Here is an 18,482-nt window from a genome sequence, read left to right on the forward strand (position 1 = left end):
TGGATAAGCTCAATCACAATGTTCATCTGAATATCAAACATAAAAAAACCTGCCAGCTGGCAGGTTTTTACTTATCAATTCAAAGAAAAGTAACTTCAGAGCAACATTACTTCACAGTAACAAACTCGGGGTAAGCATCTACACCACAATCGTGCATATCCATACCTTCCATCTCTTCTTCTTCAGAAACACGGATACCCATGGTCGCTTTTAGGATTGCCCAAACAATCAAGCTAGTAATAAATACCCAAGCGAAGATAACAACGGCACCTAGAATTTGTGAACCAAATGAAGCCTCTGCATTACTTACAGGCACAGCCAATAAACCAAACAGACCACATACGCCGTGAACAGAGATAGCACCCACTGGATCATCGATTTTCAGTTTATCTAGCATGATGATAGAGAATACAACAATCACACCAGCCACAGCACCGACAGCAACAGACATCATTGGTGATGGTGAAAGTGGATCTGCAGTAATTGCAACCAACCCAGCTAAAGCACCGTTAAGAATCATAGTTAAGTCAGCTTTACCCCATGTGGTTTTACACACAAGCATTGCAGCAATAGCACCAGCTGCTGCAGCTGCGTTCGTGTTCAGGAAGATTTGACCTACAGCGGTTGCGTTCTCAAAGTTTGATAAAGCCAGTTGAGAACCGCCGTTAAAGCCAAACCAACCGAACCAAAGAATAAAGGTACCTAATGTTGCAAGAGGCATGTTTGACCCAGGGATTGGGTAAACTTCACCGTTCTTACCATATTTGCCTTTACGAGCACCTAGCAACAACACACCTGCGAGAGCGGCAGCCGCACCAGCCATATGTACAATGCCTGAACCAGCGAAATCACTGAAACCAGCTTCTGCTAAGAAACCGCCACCCCATGTCCAAAAACCTTCCATCGGGTAGATGAAACCAGTCAAAATGACGGAGAAAATGAGGAATGACCACAGTTTCATACGCTCAGCAACAGCACCTGAAACCACTGACATTGATGTAGCTACGAATACAACTTGGAAGAAAAAGTCAGATTCAAGTGAATGTTCAGCGCCTTCAGCTTGTCCACCAATTAAGGAACCAAAAGAAGGTAGCCAACCACCACTAGTGTTATCAACATACATGATGTTGTAACCCACAATAAGGTACATGGTGCACGCAATGGCGTACAACACAAAGTTTTTCGTCAGAATCTCCGTGGTGTTTTTCGAACGCACTAAACCCGCTTCAAGCATCGCAAAACCTGCTGCCATCCACATAACCAGTGCGCCGGAAATTAAGAAAAAGAAAGTATCCAGTGCATAGCGTAACTCAGTTACGGTAACTGACAGTTCCATATAAGCTTCTCCGTCCTAGAAAAATTGATTAAAGGGCTTCCGTGTCCGTCTCGCCGGTGCGAATACGAACAGCATGGCTCAAATCATAAACAAATATTTTGCCATCACCGATTTTGCCGGTGTGAGCAGCTTTGATGACCGCTTCAACAACACGATCAACGTTTTCTGCCTGTGTGGCGATTTCAATTTTTACCTTAGGTAAGAAGTCCACTTGGTACTCCGCACCGCGGTAAAGTTCTGTATGACCTTTTTGGCGACCAAAGCCTTTTACTTCAGATACCGTCATACCTTCGATGCCCACATCAGCTAGCGCTTCGCGTACATCGTCCAATTTAAATGGTTTGATGATTGCATTAATCAGTTTCATCGCGTCCTCTCCAAAAAAAGCTGTCTTCCACTAACTCTCTTTACAATCCAAGGTACGTGCCAACTTTTTAAGCGATTGATATTTCTAGAAATAAAAAAGTTTTCTAGTATAAAAACAAAAGAGCCGCACCATTACGGTGCGACTCTTTCCCAAAAATAACGCGTTGTTCTTTCTTGCTTAAGGCCAAAGATACAAAATGGTGCAAATATGAAAACTAATTAAGCGACAAACTCTCGCCACTGTAGCAACAAAGATTCAAAATCTTCTAATCCGCACTGCGCGTAACTTTCACTCTCATAAAGAGAAAAATCTTCTTCTAACTGCTCTTCAATCCCTGATAGCTGGGTATTTTCTTGCACAGTGACTTCTTGCCCAGTCAAAACTAAAGAAATCTCTTTACCATGCCATTGAAGTTCTTTTGCTGAAAATTGGTGCGCTTTTTCAATCAGATCCAAAATTTGATCGATCTTTGTGCAGTCCTTACCTATTTCTTCTTGTAGCCAGCGTGCTACGATTTGATGCTCCATCGAACATTTTACGTAGTACTCTCCAAGCAAAGTATTCTTGGTAAATTCAAAGTCCATAATTAATTTCACTTGTAAAATTTGGGCCAATTATACCGAGAGAGGCATTGAGTAACAGCTTTTGTGTGGATGTAAAAAAGGGACCTAAGCGAGGTCCCTTTACATAAACGTCGTTCTGATTATGCCGGTTCTTGGAAAATAACCGTATCGGCTTTTTCTGTATATTGACCCATCAAATGGAAATTCAAATAGCGGTAAGTATCTGCAGCGGTTGCATCGATCTGTTTCGCATATTCCATGTATTCTTGTGCCGTTGGGATTCGGCCCAAAATAGCACCAACTGCAGAAAGTTCAGCAGAAGCTAAGAATACATTCGCACCATTCCCTAGACGGTTAGGGAAGTTACGTGTTGACGTCGACATGACCGTAGATTTATCCGCTACACGTGCTTGGTTACCCATACACAATGAACATCCGGGAGTCTCAATCCGAACACCTGCTTTACCAAAGATGCCGTAATAGCCCTCTTCAATCAGTTGGTCTTTATCCATCTTAGTCGGAGGAGCTACCCATAAACGAGTGGTCAACTGACCATTAAATTTATCAAGTAGCTTACCTGCAGCGCGGAAGTGGCCAATATTGGTCATACATGAACCAATGAACACTTCATCGATAGCAGTACCAGCTACATCTGACAAAGTACGTGCATCGTCAGGATCGTTTGGCGCACATAGAATTGGCTCTTTGATCTCACTCATATCGATGTCAATCACATGCTTGTAGTCTGCATTATCATCCGCTTTCATCAAGCTTGGATTGTCGAGCCACTCTTGCATCGCTTTCACACGACGTTCAATAGTACGACGGTTACCGTAACCTTCCGAAATCATCCACTTCAACATGGTAATGTTGGATTTTAGGTATTCTGCAATAGACTCTTCAGATAACTTAACCGTACAACCCGCAGCAGAACGCTCCGCAGAGGCATCTGACAATTCGAATGCTTGTTCAACAGTTAAATGCTCAAGGCCTTCAATTTCCAGAATTCGACCAGAGAATTCATTGATCTTACCCGCTTTTTCAACGGTCAATAGACCTTGCTTGATCCCGTATAGCGGGATCGCATGTACTAAGTCGCGCAGTGTAATACCCGGCTGCATTTTACCTGAGAAACGAACCAATACCGATTCAGGCATATCAAGCGGCATCACACCAGTTGCCGCAGCAAATGCCACTAAACCAGACCCAGCAGGGAAAGAAATACCCAGCGGGAAGCGTGTATGAGAGTCACCACCAGTACCAACCGTATCAGGAAGCAACATGCGGTTTAGCCAAGAGTGGATAATGCCGTCACCTGGGCGCAGTGATACACCGCCACGGTTCATGATAAAATCAGGCAAGGTATGGTGAGTCTGAACATCAACCGGTTTTGGATAAGCCGAAGTATGACAGAATGACTGCATCACCAAGTCGCCAGAGAATCCTAAACACGCCAAGTCTTTCAACTCATCGCGCGTCATAGGACCTGTGGTATCTTGCGACCCCACCGTCGTCATTTTAGGTTCGCAGTATGTTCCAGGACGAATCCCCGCAACACCACACGCTTTACCCACCATTTTTTGCGCGAGAGTAAAGCCTTTACCGTTGTCAGCGACAGGCACCGGACGGCGGAATACTTTGGAAGGCTCTAAGCCCAAAGATTCACGGGCTTTATCGGTTAGGCCTCGGCCGATAATCAAAGGAATACGGCCACCAGCACGTACTTCATCAACTAACACATCTGTTTTGAGTTTAAATGTTGAAAGAACGTCGTCACTGCCGTGCTTACACACCTTCCCTTCATGAGGGTAAATATCAATAACATCGCCCATGGCCAATTTCGATACATCTAATTCGATTGGCAAAGCGCCAGCATCTTCCATGGTGTTAAAGAAAATTGGCGCGATTTTACCGCCCAAACAATATCCGCCAGCACGCTTGTTAGGTACAAAAGGAATATCCTCGCCCATAAACCACAACACTGAGTTAGTTGCTGATTTACGAGATGAACCAGTACCAACCACGTCACCAACGTACACAAGCTGATGGCCTTTGGCTTTTAGCGCTTCAATTTGTTTGATTGGACCTACTTTGCCTGGCTCATCAGGTGTAATGCCGTCACGTTCGTTTTTCAACATGGCCAGTGCATGAAGCGGAATATCGGGGCGTGACCACGCATCGGGAGCGGGAGACAAGTCATCGGTGTTAGTTTCACCGGTCACTTTAAACACGGTAAGAGTCACTTTTTCCGCTAACTCAGGACGCTGCAAGAACCACTCAGCCTCAGCCCATGATTCAAGCACCTGTTTGGCATATGCGTTACCACTTTTCGCTTTTTCTTCTACATCGTAAAAAGAATCAAACATCAGTAGAGTATGTGATAAAGCCTTAGTAGCAATTGGAGCTAAGGTAGCGTTGTCTAATAATTCAACAAGAGGTTCAATATTGTACCCCCCTTGCATTGTACCAAGCAGTTCAGCGGCCTTTTCAGGAGAAACTAGCGGTGACTTAACTTCTCCACGAGTAATCGCAGCAAGGAAACCGGCTTTTACATAAGCTGCTTCATCCACACCCGGTGGGATGCGGTTTTCCAGCAATTCTAAAATAAAAGCTTCTTCCCCTTTAGGTGGGTTCTTTAGTAATTCAACAAGTCCTGCAACTTGTTCTGCGTCTAAGGGTTTGGATACAACTCCTTCGGCAGCACGCTCTGCGACGTGTTTACGATAGGCTTCAAGCACGACATTTTCCTCTCATTACGGTCTGCGCAAATAATGATTAAAATAAGAGCAGACATCCTTGGAAACGTGACCATCTATGACAAGAGTAGCGATTCGTAAGGAAAAGAATCTCACCATAGCGGCCAGATTATGGCCAAAAGACTAGCAAATTTAACGATAAATTAAAATCTACCGATTTTGATCAACATATCAAGTTACACCTAAAGTTGCATAATTCATGCAGTTTTTAGAGATGGATCGCTACTCAAAAGTTGAACCAATAATCAAATAGATTGAATCGAAATTGTGCTCAGTCCGGCCATACCCAAACATTATCGGTCCTATTGGGGAGTCAACTCCGGTAAACAGCGAACCTGCTGAATACATAGGTGCTGAACTCACATCCAAGCTAGGGTCTGACCAAACTCCACCATACTCAACTGATGCGCCGATATAAACCGGCGATGTGAACAGGCCAAAGTCATTATCAAACCAACGATAACGATATACTAAACTGGCAAACGCTTTGTTTTGTCCAATAAGACTATTACGTGGAATACCAGAAAGGTTGAGAAAACCACCAATGGTTTTCGGATCGATTGGGGTTGAAGTGTGTTTACTTTTCACTTCCCCATAATCAATATTGCCAACCAACGTATGACGATCAAAGCTGTGAGCCACAATCAGTTTAGTCGACAATTCACTGACTGTATCGATACTATCTGAAATTAGGCGCTGATCCCCATCGTAAATCTCATCACGTGAGAATAAGTATTCAAAATTAAAGTACACCCCATCACGTGGCAGCGCATAACTGTCTAGCGTATCTAAACGATAGTTAATAAACGCCCCTAACCGTTTGAAGTTTGCATGCCCATAGGAAGGCAACGTTGAGTACTCTGTATCACCATAAATAACACGAGTCCCCAAGCGAAACTCACGCCACAAATTACGTTGATACCCCAGCGCCATTTCACCACGCCATTCGGTATATTCGAGTGGATAGTAGTTTTCTGTCGCTTGCAAAGACGTATCATCAAACCCTGTGAGTGGGACACTACGCTTATTATTGCTATAACGTAATGACGAGGTAAAAAAGGTTTTTTGACCTGAGAAAAGCGGCGTATAAAAACCGATTTCAATTAACTTGTCAGACCCCATATTAAAGTTCAGCGAAGCCTCAGCTCCCGAGGTATTAATATCCGTAAAATTAGTCGACATACCAATCGAGTATTGGCTATCGCTATTAAAATCATCTTCTAAGAAAAACCGGAAGTTCGCGTAATTAGGCCCCCATGATTTTTCTTTAACGTTCACAATCAAATCATTTTGATCGTCTTTATCGGCATACTGGTAACTCACTAGTTCAAATCGATCCAGTGCATACAAACTTTCAACACTGGCTTCCACCTGTTCTGGAGGAATAATGCCACCAGCTTGTAAGTTCAAGCGGTTTTCTAACAGTTCATCACTATAGTGACTGCGATTTTTCACCACGATTTTGTCAACTTTACGCTGGTCGCCATGCTGCAGATTTTTGCGTTTGAGCGCTTTATCTTTTTGATAAGCACGATAAGCATCAGGAGATAATTCAAACGTTTTGAATTGCTCTTTATTTTCCATGACCGCTTGGTAGCCTTTCAAAAAAGCTTGCGGCATCTTGTTAAACTCAGTCGTTTCCATTAACCCAACATCGGGATGCAGTAACACATCTGCATCGGTCAATTGCTCTGACTGATGTTGGGTATTACGTCTCACTAAATAGTTGGATAACTGATCGGCGATCGAAAACACATTGGTAAATGAATCCTGACCTTTGTAGTCAGTGCTGATATCCACGGCGATAATCTTATCTGCACCGATGTTACGGGCAATATCGACCGGCATATTATTCGTCACCCCACCATCAACCAACCAATGGCCATCCAATTCATAAGGAGGTAACGCCCCCGGAACCGACATGCTGGCCATCATCGCATCGACTAAATAGCCATGGTCGAGAACAACCGGTTCAAGTTTAATGATGTCTGTGGCAACAGCACGATAAGGAATCACTAATTGATTAAAGGATTTAAACGGCAGAAGATTTCCCGTACTTTGACGCAAAATCTTAAGCATATTCTGTCCTTGAACGACGCCCTTAGGTGCTTTAATCTCCCCCCAACCAATTCCTAAATCTGTCCTGAGTTGGTAACGGTCTTCATCTTCTTTATCACGAATGCGACGCTCACTACGATCAACGCGATCGCGATACCCCTCATTCCAATCAATACTCAATACTAATTTTTCAATATCTTGAGCATTCATTCCTGTGGCATAAAGACCTGCGACGTAGGCTCCCATGCTAGTACCAGTCACAATATCGACAGGGACATGCAATTCTTCTAGTGCACGGAGTACACCAATATGAGCAGCGCCTTTAGCGCCGCCTCCTGCAAGAACAAGAGCAATTTTAGGACGCTGAGGTTTAGCCGTTGTTGTCGATGTGGTTGTATTGGCCCATACTGAAAAGGCAGACATACAAACGATGACAACAGATAAAAAACGGTACAACTGCTTCACTTAGCATCCTCAAATTAAAAAATGTAATTGACTATACTGCCCTAACTTACCATTGAAAAAGCTTTTTAAACCAGTTTGTTGGCCCAGATTCACATTCCGCTTTCCACTGATTTTGACTGTCCCACACCGGTAAACGAAATTTACTCTGACAATCAACCTTCAATTCACCATCAGCTTGACGTTCAAACCCAATTGTTTTGATCTGCTCTGGCCAAGGCAACACCAAACGCTGAGGAATTCGGCTAGCAAGATAGTCTGCGTAAATACGCAGCGCACCACTGGCCCCCGTTAAATACGTTGGCTTATTATCATCGCGTCCAACCCAAATCGTGGTTACCTCTCGGCCATCAACTCCCACAAACCAACTGTCACGTGTATCACTACTAGTCCCTGTTTTACCAGCTAAAGCTGCCCATCCAAACTGGTTAGTTAAATAACGTCCTGTACCTTCCATCACACCGCGCTTCATTGCGTAAGTTGTTAGCCAAGCAGCCTGCTGAGGTACTGCTTGTGACACTTTAGGTATCGATTGATAAAGCACATTACCCTGCAAATCCAATACAGAACGCAGCGCTGATAGCGGCGCTTTTTTCCCTGAATTGGTAATGGTTTGATACATCTGTGCCACTTGGAAAGGCGTCAGCGTAAACGAACCTAAAAACATACTTGGTACAGGACGAATTTCATCCCCCGGAACACCAAGTTGAGTAAAGGTTTTAGCTACATTATCAATGCCTAATGCCATGCCTAATTCAACCGTTGGCACATTCAATGATTTAGCGAGAGATAAATAGAGTGGAACATTTCCCCGGTAACGGCGATCGAAGTTACGAGGCGTCCATACTGTGCCCTCATCACCTTGGAGTGAGATAGGCTTATCTTGCAACGTCGTGACTAGGCTATATTTTTCAGGCTGAGCTAATGCGGTTAGGTATACTGCTCCTTTAGCCAATGACCCGATCTGACGACTGGCATTCAACGCGCGGTTAAAACCATCATAACCAACACGTTTTCCTCCCACCATAGCACGAATCTCACCCGTGGTTCGATCAACAGCGATAGCCGCAGCTTCAAGCTTATTCGCCGCTTTACTCAACTGTGGAACCTTATGTGCAATCGCCCGTTCCAAATCTTGCTGCGATACAGGATCAAGCGAAGTAAAGACGCGAATACCTGTCTCTGATTTAAATGCATCTCCCACTTTTTGTTGCAGTTCGTTACTCAACTGCTGGAAATAAGCCGGCTGACGGCTGGCAATATGTGGGTGTTTCTGCACATCAAGAGAGCGAAATGCTGCCTGCTCATACTGTTTGGCCGTTAACATCCCATTTTCCATCATCAGCTTAAGCACTAAATCTCGGCGATCTCTTGCTCGTTCAGGATAGCGAACGGGGTTGTAATAAGATGGGCCTTTCACCATACCAACTAACAACGCTAATTGGTCAATCCGCAATTCTTGTAGTGGCTGACCGAAATAGAGCCGTGATGCCAAACCAAATCCATGCACCGCTTCACTACCGTTTTGCCCCATATAAACTTCGTTCATATAAGCTTCTAAAATACGGTCTTTGCTATAGCGATAATCAATGATCAACGCCATATAAGCTTCACGAAGCTTACGCCAAATTGTGCGATGGCTGGATAAGAAAATATTTTTGGCGAGCTGCTGGGTCAAGGTACTTCCCCCTTGCACCGTATGGCCCGCTCGAATATTTGCTGCAAGCGCTCGCAAAATCGCCAGAGGAGCAATACCATCATGCTGATAAAAGTGACGGTCTTCTGTGGTTAGCAATGCATCGACCATAATTTCAGGAAATTGGTCGCGACGTAAGAAGAGACGAGTTTCTGTGGTATTTTTCTCTAACATGCCAAGCATTTTAGGATCAAGACGCAGATACCCCAGCTCACCTCGTTTTTCTAACGACTGAATATGGGTTAATCCACCGTCATCAAACGTCAACATCACGTGGCGATCAGGTTCTGGTCCATCCGCAAACTCAAACGGACGGCGAATCATTTCAATTCGGGTCGAAGAAGCCGAATACTCTCCAGGATAGCGTGGTTGCTGAACCTTGCGGTATTTCAATACATCCAACTCATTACGCACTTCTTGCAGGCTAATGTCCATGCCTGGTTCGAGGGTTAGAATCCGAGCGTACACCACCGTCGGCAACTGAAACAGCTGACCATCAAAGCGTTGTTTAATAACACTATTTAGATAGATACCGACAAACACTAATACAGCAGCCAGCGCTAAACCGAATTTCCAAGAAAAGCCCCAAAGCGCTTTCCACCAGCTGCGTTTAGTACGCGCGGCAGGTGAAGTCTTTGGTGATGGTTTTTTAGATTTTGATTGAGGATTTTTTTTCTTCATGAATTCAATTGTCGTTTTGTTTTCGTCGTCGCTATGTGGTTTGCAGGATCGTCAGGCCAAACATGCTTGGGATAGCGGCCTTTCATCTCTTTTTGGACTTCTTTGTAAGCACCTTGCCAAAAGCCAGCTAAATCCTGTGTAATTTGCAATGGTCGTTGGGCAGGAGAAAGCAATTCCATCACAACAGTCTGAGTCCCTTTCGCAATGATTGGGGAGCATTTTTCACCAAAGACTTCCTGCATTCTTACCGACAATATCGGTGCCATGCCTAACTGATAGCGAATCTTTTTTTGCGTTCCGGTTGGCATAACATGGTGTTTAGGAAGCCATTCATCGATTTGTTGATTGAGCGGCCAACCTAAACGAGCCGCAAGCGCGTCTATCACCGACACTTTGCTAAGCTGCTTGGCTGATGTTAGCCCTACGAGATAAGGTCCTAACCATTCATTGAGTGTCGCCAATAGACTCGCCTCATCCATTGCCGGCCAAGCTTCTTCGGGCAACCAATTGATCGCGCAGCGCACTCGCGTAAGCCACTCATTCGCAGATTCGTCCCAATGTAATACGTTTAACCCCTTGCGAGAGACATAATTGAGCAAAGCTTGCGTCATTTTTTCTTTGCTAGGGGTAGGCAACGCTTGTCGTTGCAACGTTAATTTGCCCAAACAGGTTTGTTTTTCAGCGACCAACTTGCCCACTTTATCATCCCAATCGACATAATCTCGGGTCACAAACAACTCAGGAAACAGGGCTTCTAATTGATGTATATCTACAGGTAACGCACTGAAAATACGGCTCGATTGCTGTTGATGTCGTTGAATATCCAGCACAACAAGATACGCTTCAGATGCCAAGCCATCGAATTCATCGACCATAGCTCCATGACCATTACTGAGCACAAACTCGCCATGACTATTAGGCCTTAACATGGCAACTCGATCAGGAAAGGCTAGGCACGCCACTAATCCCAAGTGCTGCGCAGTCACCTTACGTAAATCGAATGAGGTATGACACAAAGCCGCGATTTGTTTAGCTCGAGAGAGTAATATCGATGATTTGGGATGTTTACTATCCTGCCAACGTAATACACTGTGGCTCAAATTAATGACGTTTTTTTCCGGCTCTTCCATGATCGCTGCGAGCGCTATAGCAGCAGTGATAAATTCAGGTATTGCTTGCACTTTTAATAACATTGCCGCTAAACGTGGATCAACACCTAATTGATGAGCTTGGCGCCCCATGCTGGTCAACTGACCATCCTCTTTCATCATACCCAATGTTTGCAAAAGATCACGAGCTTGAGCCAAAGCGGCCTTGGGCGGAAGATCCAGCCAAGCTAGCTCACTCACATCATGAGCGCCCCAAAACGCCAACTCCAAAGCTAAAGCGGTTAAATCACTTTGCATGATCTCTGGTGTGGGCGTTTTAGGCTGTTGTAATCCTTGGCTTTCACTGTATAGACGCACACAAATACCCGGCTCTAAGCGGCCAGCTCGACCAGCTCGTTGTGTGGCAGAAGATTGGGCGCATCGACCTTCTATCAAACGCGTGATCCCGGTTTTGAGATCAAAGCGAGCAACGCGCTCTAACCCAGAATCCACCACCATTCGAATTCCCTCAATCGTCAGAGACGTTTCTGCAATATTGGTAGCCAAAACCACTTTACGTTGCCCCAACGGCGCCGGAGCAAGCGCTTTTTGCTGTTGCGCAAAAGAGAGCTGTCCATATAAAGGACAAACCATCACATCACTGGGTAAATGAGTTAAACTTTCCATGACCTGATTAATCGCCCCTGCACCGGGAAGAAATGCCAATATCGAACCCGACTCTTCTTTCAAGAGCGACTCAATCTGCTTTGCCATCACCCCCGTCATACGCTCATTTGCATTCAGTCCTTTGTGTCGAATATCGACAGGGAATTGACGACCTGAACTGTGGATATAGGTTGCATCAGGCAACAATCCAAGTAAGGCTTGTTGATCTAACGTAGCGGACATAACCACCAAGGTTAAGTCATCTCGCAGCGCCGCTTGAACTTCTAAACAAAAAGCCAATGCAGTATCGGCATGCAAACTGCGCTCGTGAAACTCATCAAAGATGACTACATCAATACCCGTCAGCTCAGGATCGCTTTGCACCATGCGGGTCATGATACCTTCCGTCACTATTTCCAACTGAGTTTCAGGGCCGACCCGAGTTTCACCGCGAATACGATACCCAACCCTTTGACCAACTTTTTCGCCCAATTGCTCGGCTAAATACGTGGCAATATTGCGCGCTGCAATACGGCGAGGCTCCAGCATAACTATCTTGCCGCTGCACTGGCCAGATAAGAGCAATTGCAAAGGAAAGAATGTGGATTTACCGGCGCCGGGTTCCGCTTTAACAATCGTTTGAGATGAATGCTGAACAGCCTCAAGTAGTTGAGGTAAAACATCAGCAATGGGCAACTGTGACAAGTCTGGCTCCTTGTGTTTTAATGGCCACACTATTGTACAGAAAAACAGTATGATCAACTTATGCAATTTCACCCAAGCTTAAAAAAAGCGACCTTAATCAAACGCTACAAACGATTTTTGGCTGATGTAATATCCGAACAAGGTACGACCTTTACCCTCCATTGTGCGAATACTGGCGCTATGACAGGTTGCGCAGAACCGGGTGACATTGTGTGGTATTCCACCTCCGACAACCCAAAACGTAAATATGCACAAAGTTGGGAAATAACTGAAACAAAATGTGGTGACCACATCTGTATAAATACCAGCAGAGCTAACCAGTTAGCGGTTGAAGCCATACAAAACGGCACCATTACCGAACTGCAAAATTACGACCAATTGCGCACCGAAGTACGTTACGGGCTTGAAAATAGTCGTATCGATATCTTGCTCACTGGAGAATCTAAGCCAGAATGTTATGTAGAGGTGAAAAGTGTGACCCTCTTGGACGATAATGTATTGGCAGATGAGGAAAATTCTGCCATGGTAGGCCAAGGTTTTTTTCCGGATGCCAAAACATTACGCGGCCAGAAACATCTACGTGAACTGGCAGAGATGGCTAAAAATGGGAGCAGAGCCGTACTTTTGTACGTTGTTTTGCATTCAGGGATTGAAAAAGTCTCCCCCGCGCACCATATAGACGCGGATTATTCACGATTGTTAACAATGGCGCTAGAAGCTGGAGTAGAAGTATTGTGTTACAAGGCTACGTTTTCCGAAGATGAAATTAAACTGATATCTTCATTGGAATTCGTTCCTCATAAAGCAAAATTTTGTTGATGTCTTCACATTGATAGGATCTTTGTTAATGAGTCATTGCCTCTCCCACTTCTTTTTGCTATAGATACCCGCCTTAAATTGACTGCTGTCGCAGTTGACTAGGTGTTAGTAGGAGATGCTTTATGCTTGAGTCCAAAAAGAAAACGCTAGGCATCCTAGCCATTGCAGGTGTTGAGCCTTACCAAGAAAAAGCTGGTGAAGAATATATGTCACCAGAACAAATGGCTCATTTTACAAAAATTCTTGAAGCTTGGCGTGATTCGCTCAGAGCAGAAGTGAACCGTACTGTGCATCACATGCAAGATGAAGCGGCAAACTTTCCCGATCCTGTAGACCGTGCATCTCAGGAAGAAGAATTTAGCTTAGAATTGCGTAACCGCGAACGCCGTCTGATCAAAAAAATTGAGAAAACTCTCGATAAGATTAAAGACGATGATTTCGGTTTCTGTGAATCTTGTGGCGTCGAAATCGGTGTTCGCCGATTAGAAGCTCGCCCAACAGCCGACCTTTGTATCGACTGTAAAACATTGGCTGAAATTAAAGAAAAGCAAATGTTAGGTTAATTAACCTGAAAAGGGAGCTTAGGCTCCCTTTTTCATTAATGCGCAGGAATAACCTAACTAAGGAAATTCTTTGCGACATAGCTGCAAGGCGACGGCGCTTTGGTTACAATGCCCCGTCGTTTTTTAGATCTAAGCACGCTGTATGAGTTATATCGGACGTTTTGCTCCCTCACCTTCAGGCCTGTTGCACTTTGGCTCTTTAGTCGCCGCGTTAGGCAGTTATTTTCAAGCCAAAGCAATGCAAGGCAAATGGTTAGTCAGAATTGAAGATTTAGATCCGCCTCGAGAAATGCCTGGGGCAGCTAGCGCTATTTTGGCAACGCTTGAACAATACGGCTTGTATTGGGATGGTGAAGTGGCTTATCAAAGTCAGCGTCACCATTTATATCAAGGCCAAATCGATGAATGGCTAAAAAGCGGTCAAGCATACTATTGCCAGTGTAGTCGTAAGCAAATTAAAGCATCCGGTGGCTACTATCTTGGTACATGCAGAGCGTTAGGTCTTACCAATGCACAGAATTGTTCCGTAAGATTACGCATGGATAACCCCGTAGAATCTTTTGAGGACTTAAAACGCGGTAAGATAGAGATTCCGCACGCATTGGCACACGAAGATTTTATTATTAAGCGGCGCGATGGTTTATTTGCCTACAATCTTGCCGTCGTGATTGATGACATCGACCAAGGAATTACAGAGATTGTTCGAGGGGCGGATTTAATTGAGCCAACTGGCCGACAAATCAGTTTATACAAAACCCTTAATCAAACTCCGGTTCGTTATCTACATTTGCCGTTAGCTGTCGATAGTTCGGGAAATAAATTCTCTAAACAAAATCATGCGACAGCAATCGATAATCACAATCCCAAACCCGCTATAATGAAAGCAATGATATTTTTAGGCTTTGATTTACCTAAAGATTTTTCAGATTGCACCATTGAACAGATGGTTGCGTGGGGATGTAAACACTGGTGCCTTAGCCAACTACCAGACGAGATCAACATCATACCATGATTCTCAAATGGCATCGTCTAGGCTATTATTAGCCCCAAATTCCGCCCAGTTTAGGTAAGTTGTACCCCAACATCACCCGAAACAGGCAAGACCAAGCATTGTCAGAAGCACATGAATAACAACGATTTACAACCACGCGAACATCGCGTGTACCCAAGCTTAGCTTTAAACATTATCGAACGCCAAGAGCACTCTGTCTCGCGCCAGATGATCAGTGAGAATGCGCTAAAAGTGTTGTATCGCTTACACGGTGCTGGATTCGAGGCGTATCTTGTCGGCGGCGGCGTTCGCGACTTATTGTTAGGTGGCACACCAAAAGATTTTGATATCGCCACTAACGCTACACCAGAACAGATCCGCCAGTTATTTAGAAACTGTCGTCTTATCGGACGTCGTTTTCGTCTTGCCCATATTATGTTTGGCCGAGACATCGTCGAAGTTGCTACATTTCGTGGTCACCATCAAGAACAGAATGCGCAAGTTTCAGTACAGTCTGAACAAGGTATGCTATTACGTGACAACGTGTATGGCACTAAAGATGAAGATGCTGAACGCCGTGATTTCACCATCAATGCAATGTATTACAACATCGCCGATTACAGCATCCATGATTACGCAGGTGGTGTTGAAGACCTCGAAGACCGCTTAGTTCGTCTTATTGGCGACCCAGAGACTCGTTACCGTGAAGATCCGGTACGTATGCTGCGCGCTATCCGCTTTGCGGTAAAACTGGATTTTGACATTGAAGAAGATACCGCGGAACCGATTGAGCGTTTAGCGCCACTACTGGGTGAGATTCCATCTGCACGCCTGTATGAAGAGTCGCTAAAAATGCTGCAGTCAGGTCACGGTTTAGAAACGTATCACCTAATGCGTGAATACAATCTATTCCAACAGCTATTCCCAGTGATTGCCGATCACTTTACTGCTGATTATTCTTCTCAAACTGAGCACATGTTGGATCTTGCATTAGATTCCACCGATTTACGTGTAGAAGAGAACAAACGCATTAATCCAGCGTTTATGTTTGCCGCTATATTATGGTACCCAATGGTCGCTCAGGCTCAGCGTCTTACCGAAGAATTGGGTATCCAGTACTACGACGCCGTGATGGAAGCGAGTAACCAGATCTTAGATCGTGTGGTCAAACGCATCGCTATTCCACGTCGTCATACTGCAACTATCCGAGAAATCTGGCAGTTGCAATTGCGCATGCCGCGCCGTAACGGTAAAAGAGCTATTCGTTTAATGGAATTGAATAAATTCCGTGCTGGCTTTGACTTCCTGCAAATGCGAGGTGATGTTGAAGGCGGCGAAACTAAAGAATTGGCCCAATGGTGGGATACATTCCAATCAGCGGGACGCAATATGCGCCAAGCGATGGTGAATGACCTTCATCAAGCATCCCCTTCAAAATCAAAGGGAAAACCGCGTAGAAATGTCCGTAAGAAAAAGAGCAAAACCGAGTCATGATCACAGCATATATTGCAGTAGGCAGTAATCTAGGCGATCCGATGTCTCAGGCAAAGCTCGCGATTGAAGCACTAAAATCCGTGCCACAATCTCGCGTGACAGCAGTCTCATCGTTGTACAGTAGTACCCCGATGGGACCGCAAAACCAACCCGATTACGTCAATGCCGTCATCGAGCTGGAAACACAATTATCCCCCTTAGAATTACTCGATTGCACACAAGCAATCGAACAAAATCAAGGCCGAGTGCGCAAAGCAGAACGCTGGGGACCGAGAACATTGGACCTAGACATTGTTTTGTATGGCGACCACGTTATTGACTGTGAACGTTTGACGGTTCCTCACTACGGAATGAAAGTGAGAGAGTTCGTCTTATATCCGTTGGCAGAAATTGCACCAAACCTGCAACTCCCTGACGGGACTATGCTCTCCGAGTTACTGACCGAAGTACCTCTTAACGGGCTTAGCATTTGGCAAAATGCCAACTCCTAGTAAGGAACAATAATGAAAAAAATAACAATCAACGACCTGATGAAATGGAAAAAAGAAGGTCGTAAATTTGCGAGCGTAACCGCATACGATGCGAGCTTTGCTCAGCTATTTGAAAGCCAAGAAATGCCGGTTCTTTTGGTCGGCGATTCTTTAGGTATGGTACTACAAGGGGAAAACGATACCCTTCCGGTCACCGTAGAGGACATTGCCTACCACACTCGTAGTGTGCGTAAAGGCAGCCCAAATGCATTACTGATGGCAGACATGCCATTTATGAGTTACACCACCCCTGAACAAGCATGCCACAACGCGGCAACGCTGATGCGTGCAGGGGCTAACATGGTCAAAATTGAAGGTGGTCGCTGGCTGACAGACACCGTTAAAATGCTGACCGAACGTTCTGTACCGGTTTGTGCTCACCTTGGACTCACCCCTCAATCTGTGAATATTTTTGGCGGGTATAAAGTTCAAGGTCGGGACCAAGAGAAAGCCGACGAAATGGTCGCAGCCGCGATTGCTCTGCAAAACGCTGGCGCTCAAATTGTGGTTTTAGAATGTGTTCCAGAGTCTCTAGCGGCAAAAATCACAGCAGCACTAGATATTCCAGTTATCGGTATTGGAGCTGGAAATCAAACCGATGGACAGATTTTAGTGATGCACGATATGTTCGGTATTTCGGCGAATTACATGCCAAAATTCTCTAAAAACTTTCTGGAAGAAACTGGGGATATGCGTCAAGCCGTAGCAAAATACATCGAAGATGTCGCTAGCGGTTCGTTCCCAGATGAAGCGCATACCATTGCTTAAGGAGTAATTCATGCAAACTTTTGCTGATGTAGTCTCTCTGCGTGAACAAGTAAAACAGTTCAAACGAGATGGACGCAAAATAGCGTTTGTACCAACCATGGGTAACCTGCACGAAGGACACCTCACCTTGGTACGTAAAGCTCGCGAAGAAGGTGACATTGTCGTCGTAAGCATTTTTGTCAATCCAATGCAGTTTGACCGAGCTGACGATCTCAATAATTACCCACGCACGTTAGATGAAGATCTCAACAAATTGAATGCTGAAGGTGTTGACCTTGTCTTTACCCCAACTCCTGAAATTATCTATCCTAACGGCCTAGATAAACAGACCTTCGTCGAAGTGCCAGGTCTCTCTTATATGCTTGAAGGCGCTTCTCGACCTGGTCATTTTCGTGGCGTAGCAACTGTTGTAACCAAGCTATTTAATATCGTTCAGCCCGATGTTGCATGTTTTGGAGAAAAGGATTACCAGCAACTCGCGATTATTCGTCAAATGGCTGAAGATCTTTGCTTAGATATCAATATTGTCGGTGTTCCAACAGTGCGTGAGCTTGATGGTTTAGCCATGAGTTCCCGTAATAGCCTACTGTCGGTGGATGAACGCCAACTTGCCCCAGTGCTTGCTCGAACGATGCGCTGGATCAGTAGTGCGATTCGCGGTGGTCGCGATGATTACGCATCGATTGTCGAAGATGCCAATGATCAATTAAGAGCCGCTGATCTCGAACCAGATCAAATCTACATTCGCGATGCTCAGACACTGCAAACCATCAGCGCTGATACTAAACAAGCGGTGATCTTGATGTCTGCATTTTTAGGTAAAGTCCGTTTGATAGATAACCAAGTATTGGACTTAACAGAGCCTAAAGAAAGCCAAGAAGAAGAGTAATTCTTCTAGATCAAAAAGCCCACATTGTTCTCAATGTGGGCTTTTTAGTT

Annotated in this window: 14 protein-coding genes; 7 read left to right on the forward strand and 7 right to left on the reverse strand. The window is 44.8% G+C overall.

From position 1 onward, the window contains the following. Positions 1-106: 106 nt before the first annotated feature. The 7 genes from JCM16456_RS12865 to hrpB all read right to left on the reverse strand — a co-directional run bounded on the left by JCM16456_RS12865 (position 107) and on the right by hrpB (position 12,378). Positions 107-1,336 (reverse strand): ammonium transporter, encoded by a 1,230-nt coding sequence (locus tag JCM16456_RS12865; RefSeq protein ID WP_068714953.1) that lies wholly within the window; start codon positions 1,334-1,336, stop codon positions 107-109. A 28-nt stretch (positions 1,337-1,364) separates the two neighbouring features. Then, complete coding sequence (gene glnK / locus JCM16456_RS12870) at positions 1,365-1,703, reverse strand: P-II family nitrogen regulator (RefSeq protein ID WP_068714955.1); 339 nt, start codon at positions 1,701-1,703, stop codon at positions 1,365-1,367. Positions 1,704-1,921: 218 nt separating this feature from the next. Continuing rightward, positions 1,922-2,287, reverse strand: coding sequence for a YacL family protein (locus JCM16456_RS12875; protein WP_068714957.1), 366 nt, complete (start codon positions 2,285-2,287; stop codon positions 1,922-1,924). Between the two features lie 119 nt (positions 2,288-2,406). Next, positions 2,407-5,004 (reverse strand): bifunctional aconitate hydratase 2/2-methylisocitrate dehydratase, encoded by a 2,598-nt coding sequence (acnB, locus tag JCM16456_RS12880; RefSeq protein ID WP_068714959.1) that lies wholly within the window; start codon positions 5,002-5,004, stop codon positions 2,407-2,409. 240 nt (positions 5,005-5,244) lie between these two features. Next, positions 5,245-7,503, reverse strand: a complete 2,259-nt coding sequence (locus tag JCM16456_RS12885; RefSeq protein ID WP_082712331.1) for a patatin-like phospholipase family protein — start codon at positions 7,501-7,503, stop codon at positions 5,245-5,247. 88 nt (positions 7,504-7,591) lie between these two features. Next, positions 7,592-9,919 (reverse strand): penicillin-binding protein 1B, encoded by a 2,328-nt coding sequence (mrcB, locus tag JCM16456_RS12890; RefSeq protein WP_068714963.1) that lies wholly within the window; start codon positions 9,917-9,919, stop codon positions 7,592-7,594. Next, on the reverse strand, positions 9,916-12,378 hold the full coding sequence (hrpB, locus tag JCM16456_RS12895) for an ATP-dependent helicase HrpB (protein WP_068714965.1): 2,463 nt from the start codon (positions 12,376-12,378) through the stop codon (positions 9,916-9,918). The genes mrcB and hrpB overlap by 4 nt, the downstream gene beginning before the upstream one ends. 60 nt (positions 12,379-12,438) lie before the next feature. Between hrpB and sfsA the strand changes: the two genes are divergently transcribed. The 7 genes from sfsA to panC all read left to right on the forward strand — a co-directional run bounded on the left by sfsA (position 12,439) and on the right by panC (position 18,432). After that, a complete protein-coding gene (sfsA, locus tag JCM16456_RS12900) occupies positions 12,439-13,197 on the forward strand; it encodes a DNA/RNA nuclease SfsA (RefSeq protein WP_068714967.1) in 759 nt (252 codons plus the stop codon). A gap of 122 nt (positions 13,198-13,319) precedes the next feature. Then, positions 13,320-13,760, forward strand: a complete 441-nt coding sequence (dksA, locus tag JCM16456_RS12905) for an RNA polymerase-binding protein DksA (RefSeq protein WP_068714969.1) — start codon at positions 13,320-13,322, stop codon at positions 13,758-13,760. A gap of 142 nt (positions 13,761-13,902) precedes the next feature. Next, positions 13,903-14,772: a tRNA glutamyl-Q(34) synthetase GluQRS gene (gene gluQRS / locus JCM16456_RS12910; protein ID WP_068714971.1), complete on the forward strand. Its 870-nt coding sequence runs from the start codon at positions 13,903-13,905 to the stop codon at positions 14,770-14,772. Between the two features lie 111 nt (positions 14,773-14,883). Further along, positions 14,884-16,245, forward strand: coding sequence for a polynucleotide adenylyltransferase PcnB (gene pcnB, locus JCM16456_RS12915; RefSeq protein ID WP_068714972.1), 1,362 nt, complete (start codon positions 14,884-14,886; stop codon positions 16,243-16,245). Next, positions 16,242-16,736, forward strand: a complete 495-nt coding sequence (gene folK, locus JCM16456_RS12920; protein WP_068714975.1) for a 2-amino-4-hydroxy-6-hydroxymethyldihydropteridine diphosphokinase — start codon at positions 16,242-16,244, stop codon at positions 16,734-16,736. Before pcnB ends, folK begins: the two co-directional genes overlap by 4 nt. Before the next feature lie 12 nt (positions 16,737-16,748). Then, the gene (gene panB, locus JCM16456_RS12925) at positions 16,749-17,543 is read left to right on the forward strand and encodes a 3-methyl-2-oxobutanoate hydroxymethyltransferase (protein WP_068714977.1); all 795 of its coding nucleotides are present in this window, start codon (positions 16,749-16,751) and stop codon (positions 17,541-17,543) included. A gap of 10 nt (positions 17,544-17,553) precedes the next feature. Further along, on the forward strand, positions 17,554-18,432 hold the full coding sequence (panC, locus tag JCM16456_RS12930) for a pantoate--beta-alanine ligase (protein ID WP_068714979.1): 879 nt from the start codon (positions 17,554-17,556) through the stop codon (positions 18,430-18,432). Positions 18,433-18,482 lie beyond the last annotated feature (50 nt).

The sequence above is a fragment of the Vibrio tritonius genome, assembly GCF_001547935.1.
GTDB lineage: Bacteria > Pseudomonadota > Gammaproteobacteria > Enterobacterales > Vibrionaceae > Vibrio > Vibrio tritonius.

Bases quoted from the DNA above. Each gene is read 5' to 3' on its own strand.
- gluQRS (WP_068714971.1), top strand. From the start codon at position 13,903: ATGAGTTATATCGGACGTTTTGCTCCCTCACCTTCAGGCCTGTTGCAC.
- panB (WP_068714977.1), top strand. From the start codon at position 16,749: ATGAAAAAAATAACAATCAACGACCTGATGAAATGGAAAAAAGAAGGT.
- pcnB (WP_068714972.1), top strand. From the start codon at position 14,884: ATGAATAACAACGATTTACAACCACGCGAACATCGCGTGTACCCAAGC.
- JCM16456_RS12865 (WP_068714953.1), bottom strand. From the start codon at position 1,336: ATGGAACTGTCAGTTACCGTAACTGAGTTACGCTATGCACTGGATACT.
- folK (WP_068714975.1), top strand. From the start codon at position 16,242: ATGATCACAGCATATATTGCAGTAGGCAGTAATCTAGGCGATCCGATG.
- JCM16456_RS12875 (WP_068714957.1), bottom strand. From the start codon at position 2,287: ATGGACTTTGAATTTACCAAGAATACTTTGCTTGGAGAGTACTACGTA.
- sfsA (WP_068714967.1), top strand. From the start codon at position 12,439: ATGCAATTTCACCCAAGCTTAAAAAAAGCGACCTTAATCAAACGCTAC.
- JCM16456_RS12885 (WP_082712331.1), bottom strand. From the start codon at position 7,503: ATGTCTGCCTTTTCAGTATGGGCCAATACAACCACATCGACAACAACG.
- panC (WP_068714979.1), top strand. From the start codon at position 17,554: ATGCAAACTTTTGCTGATGTAGTCTCTCTGCGTGAACAAGTAAAACAG.
- mrcB (WP_068714963.1), bottom strand. From the start codon at position 9,919: ATGAAGAAAAAAAATCCTCAATCAAAATCTAAAAAACCATCACCAAAG.
- glnK (WP_068714955.1), bottom strand. From the start codon at position 1,703: ATGAAACTGATTAATGCAATCATCAAACCATTTAAATTGGACGATGTA.
- dksA (WP_068714969.1), top strand. From the start codon at position 13,320: ATGCTTGAGTCCAAAAAGAAAACGCTAGGCATCCTAGCCATTGCAGGT.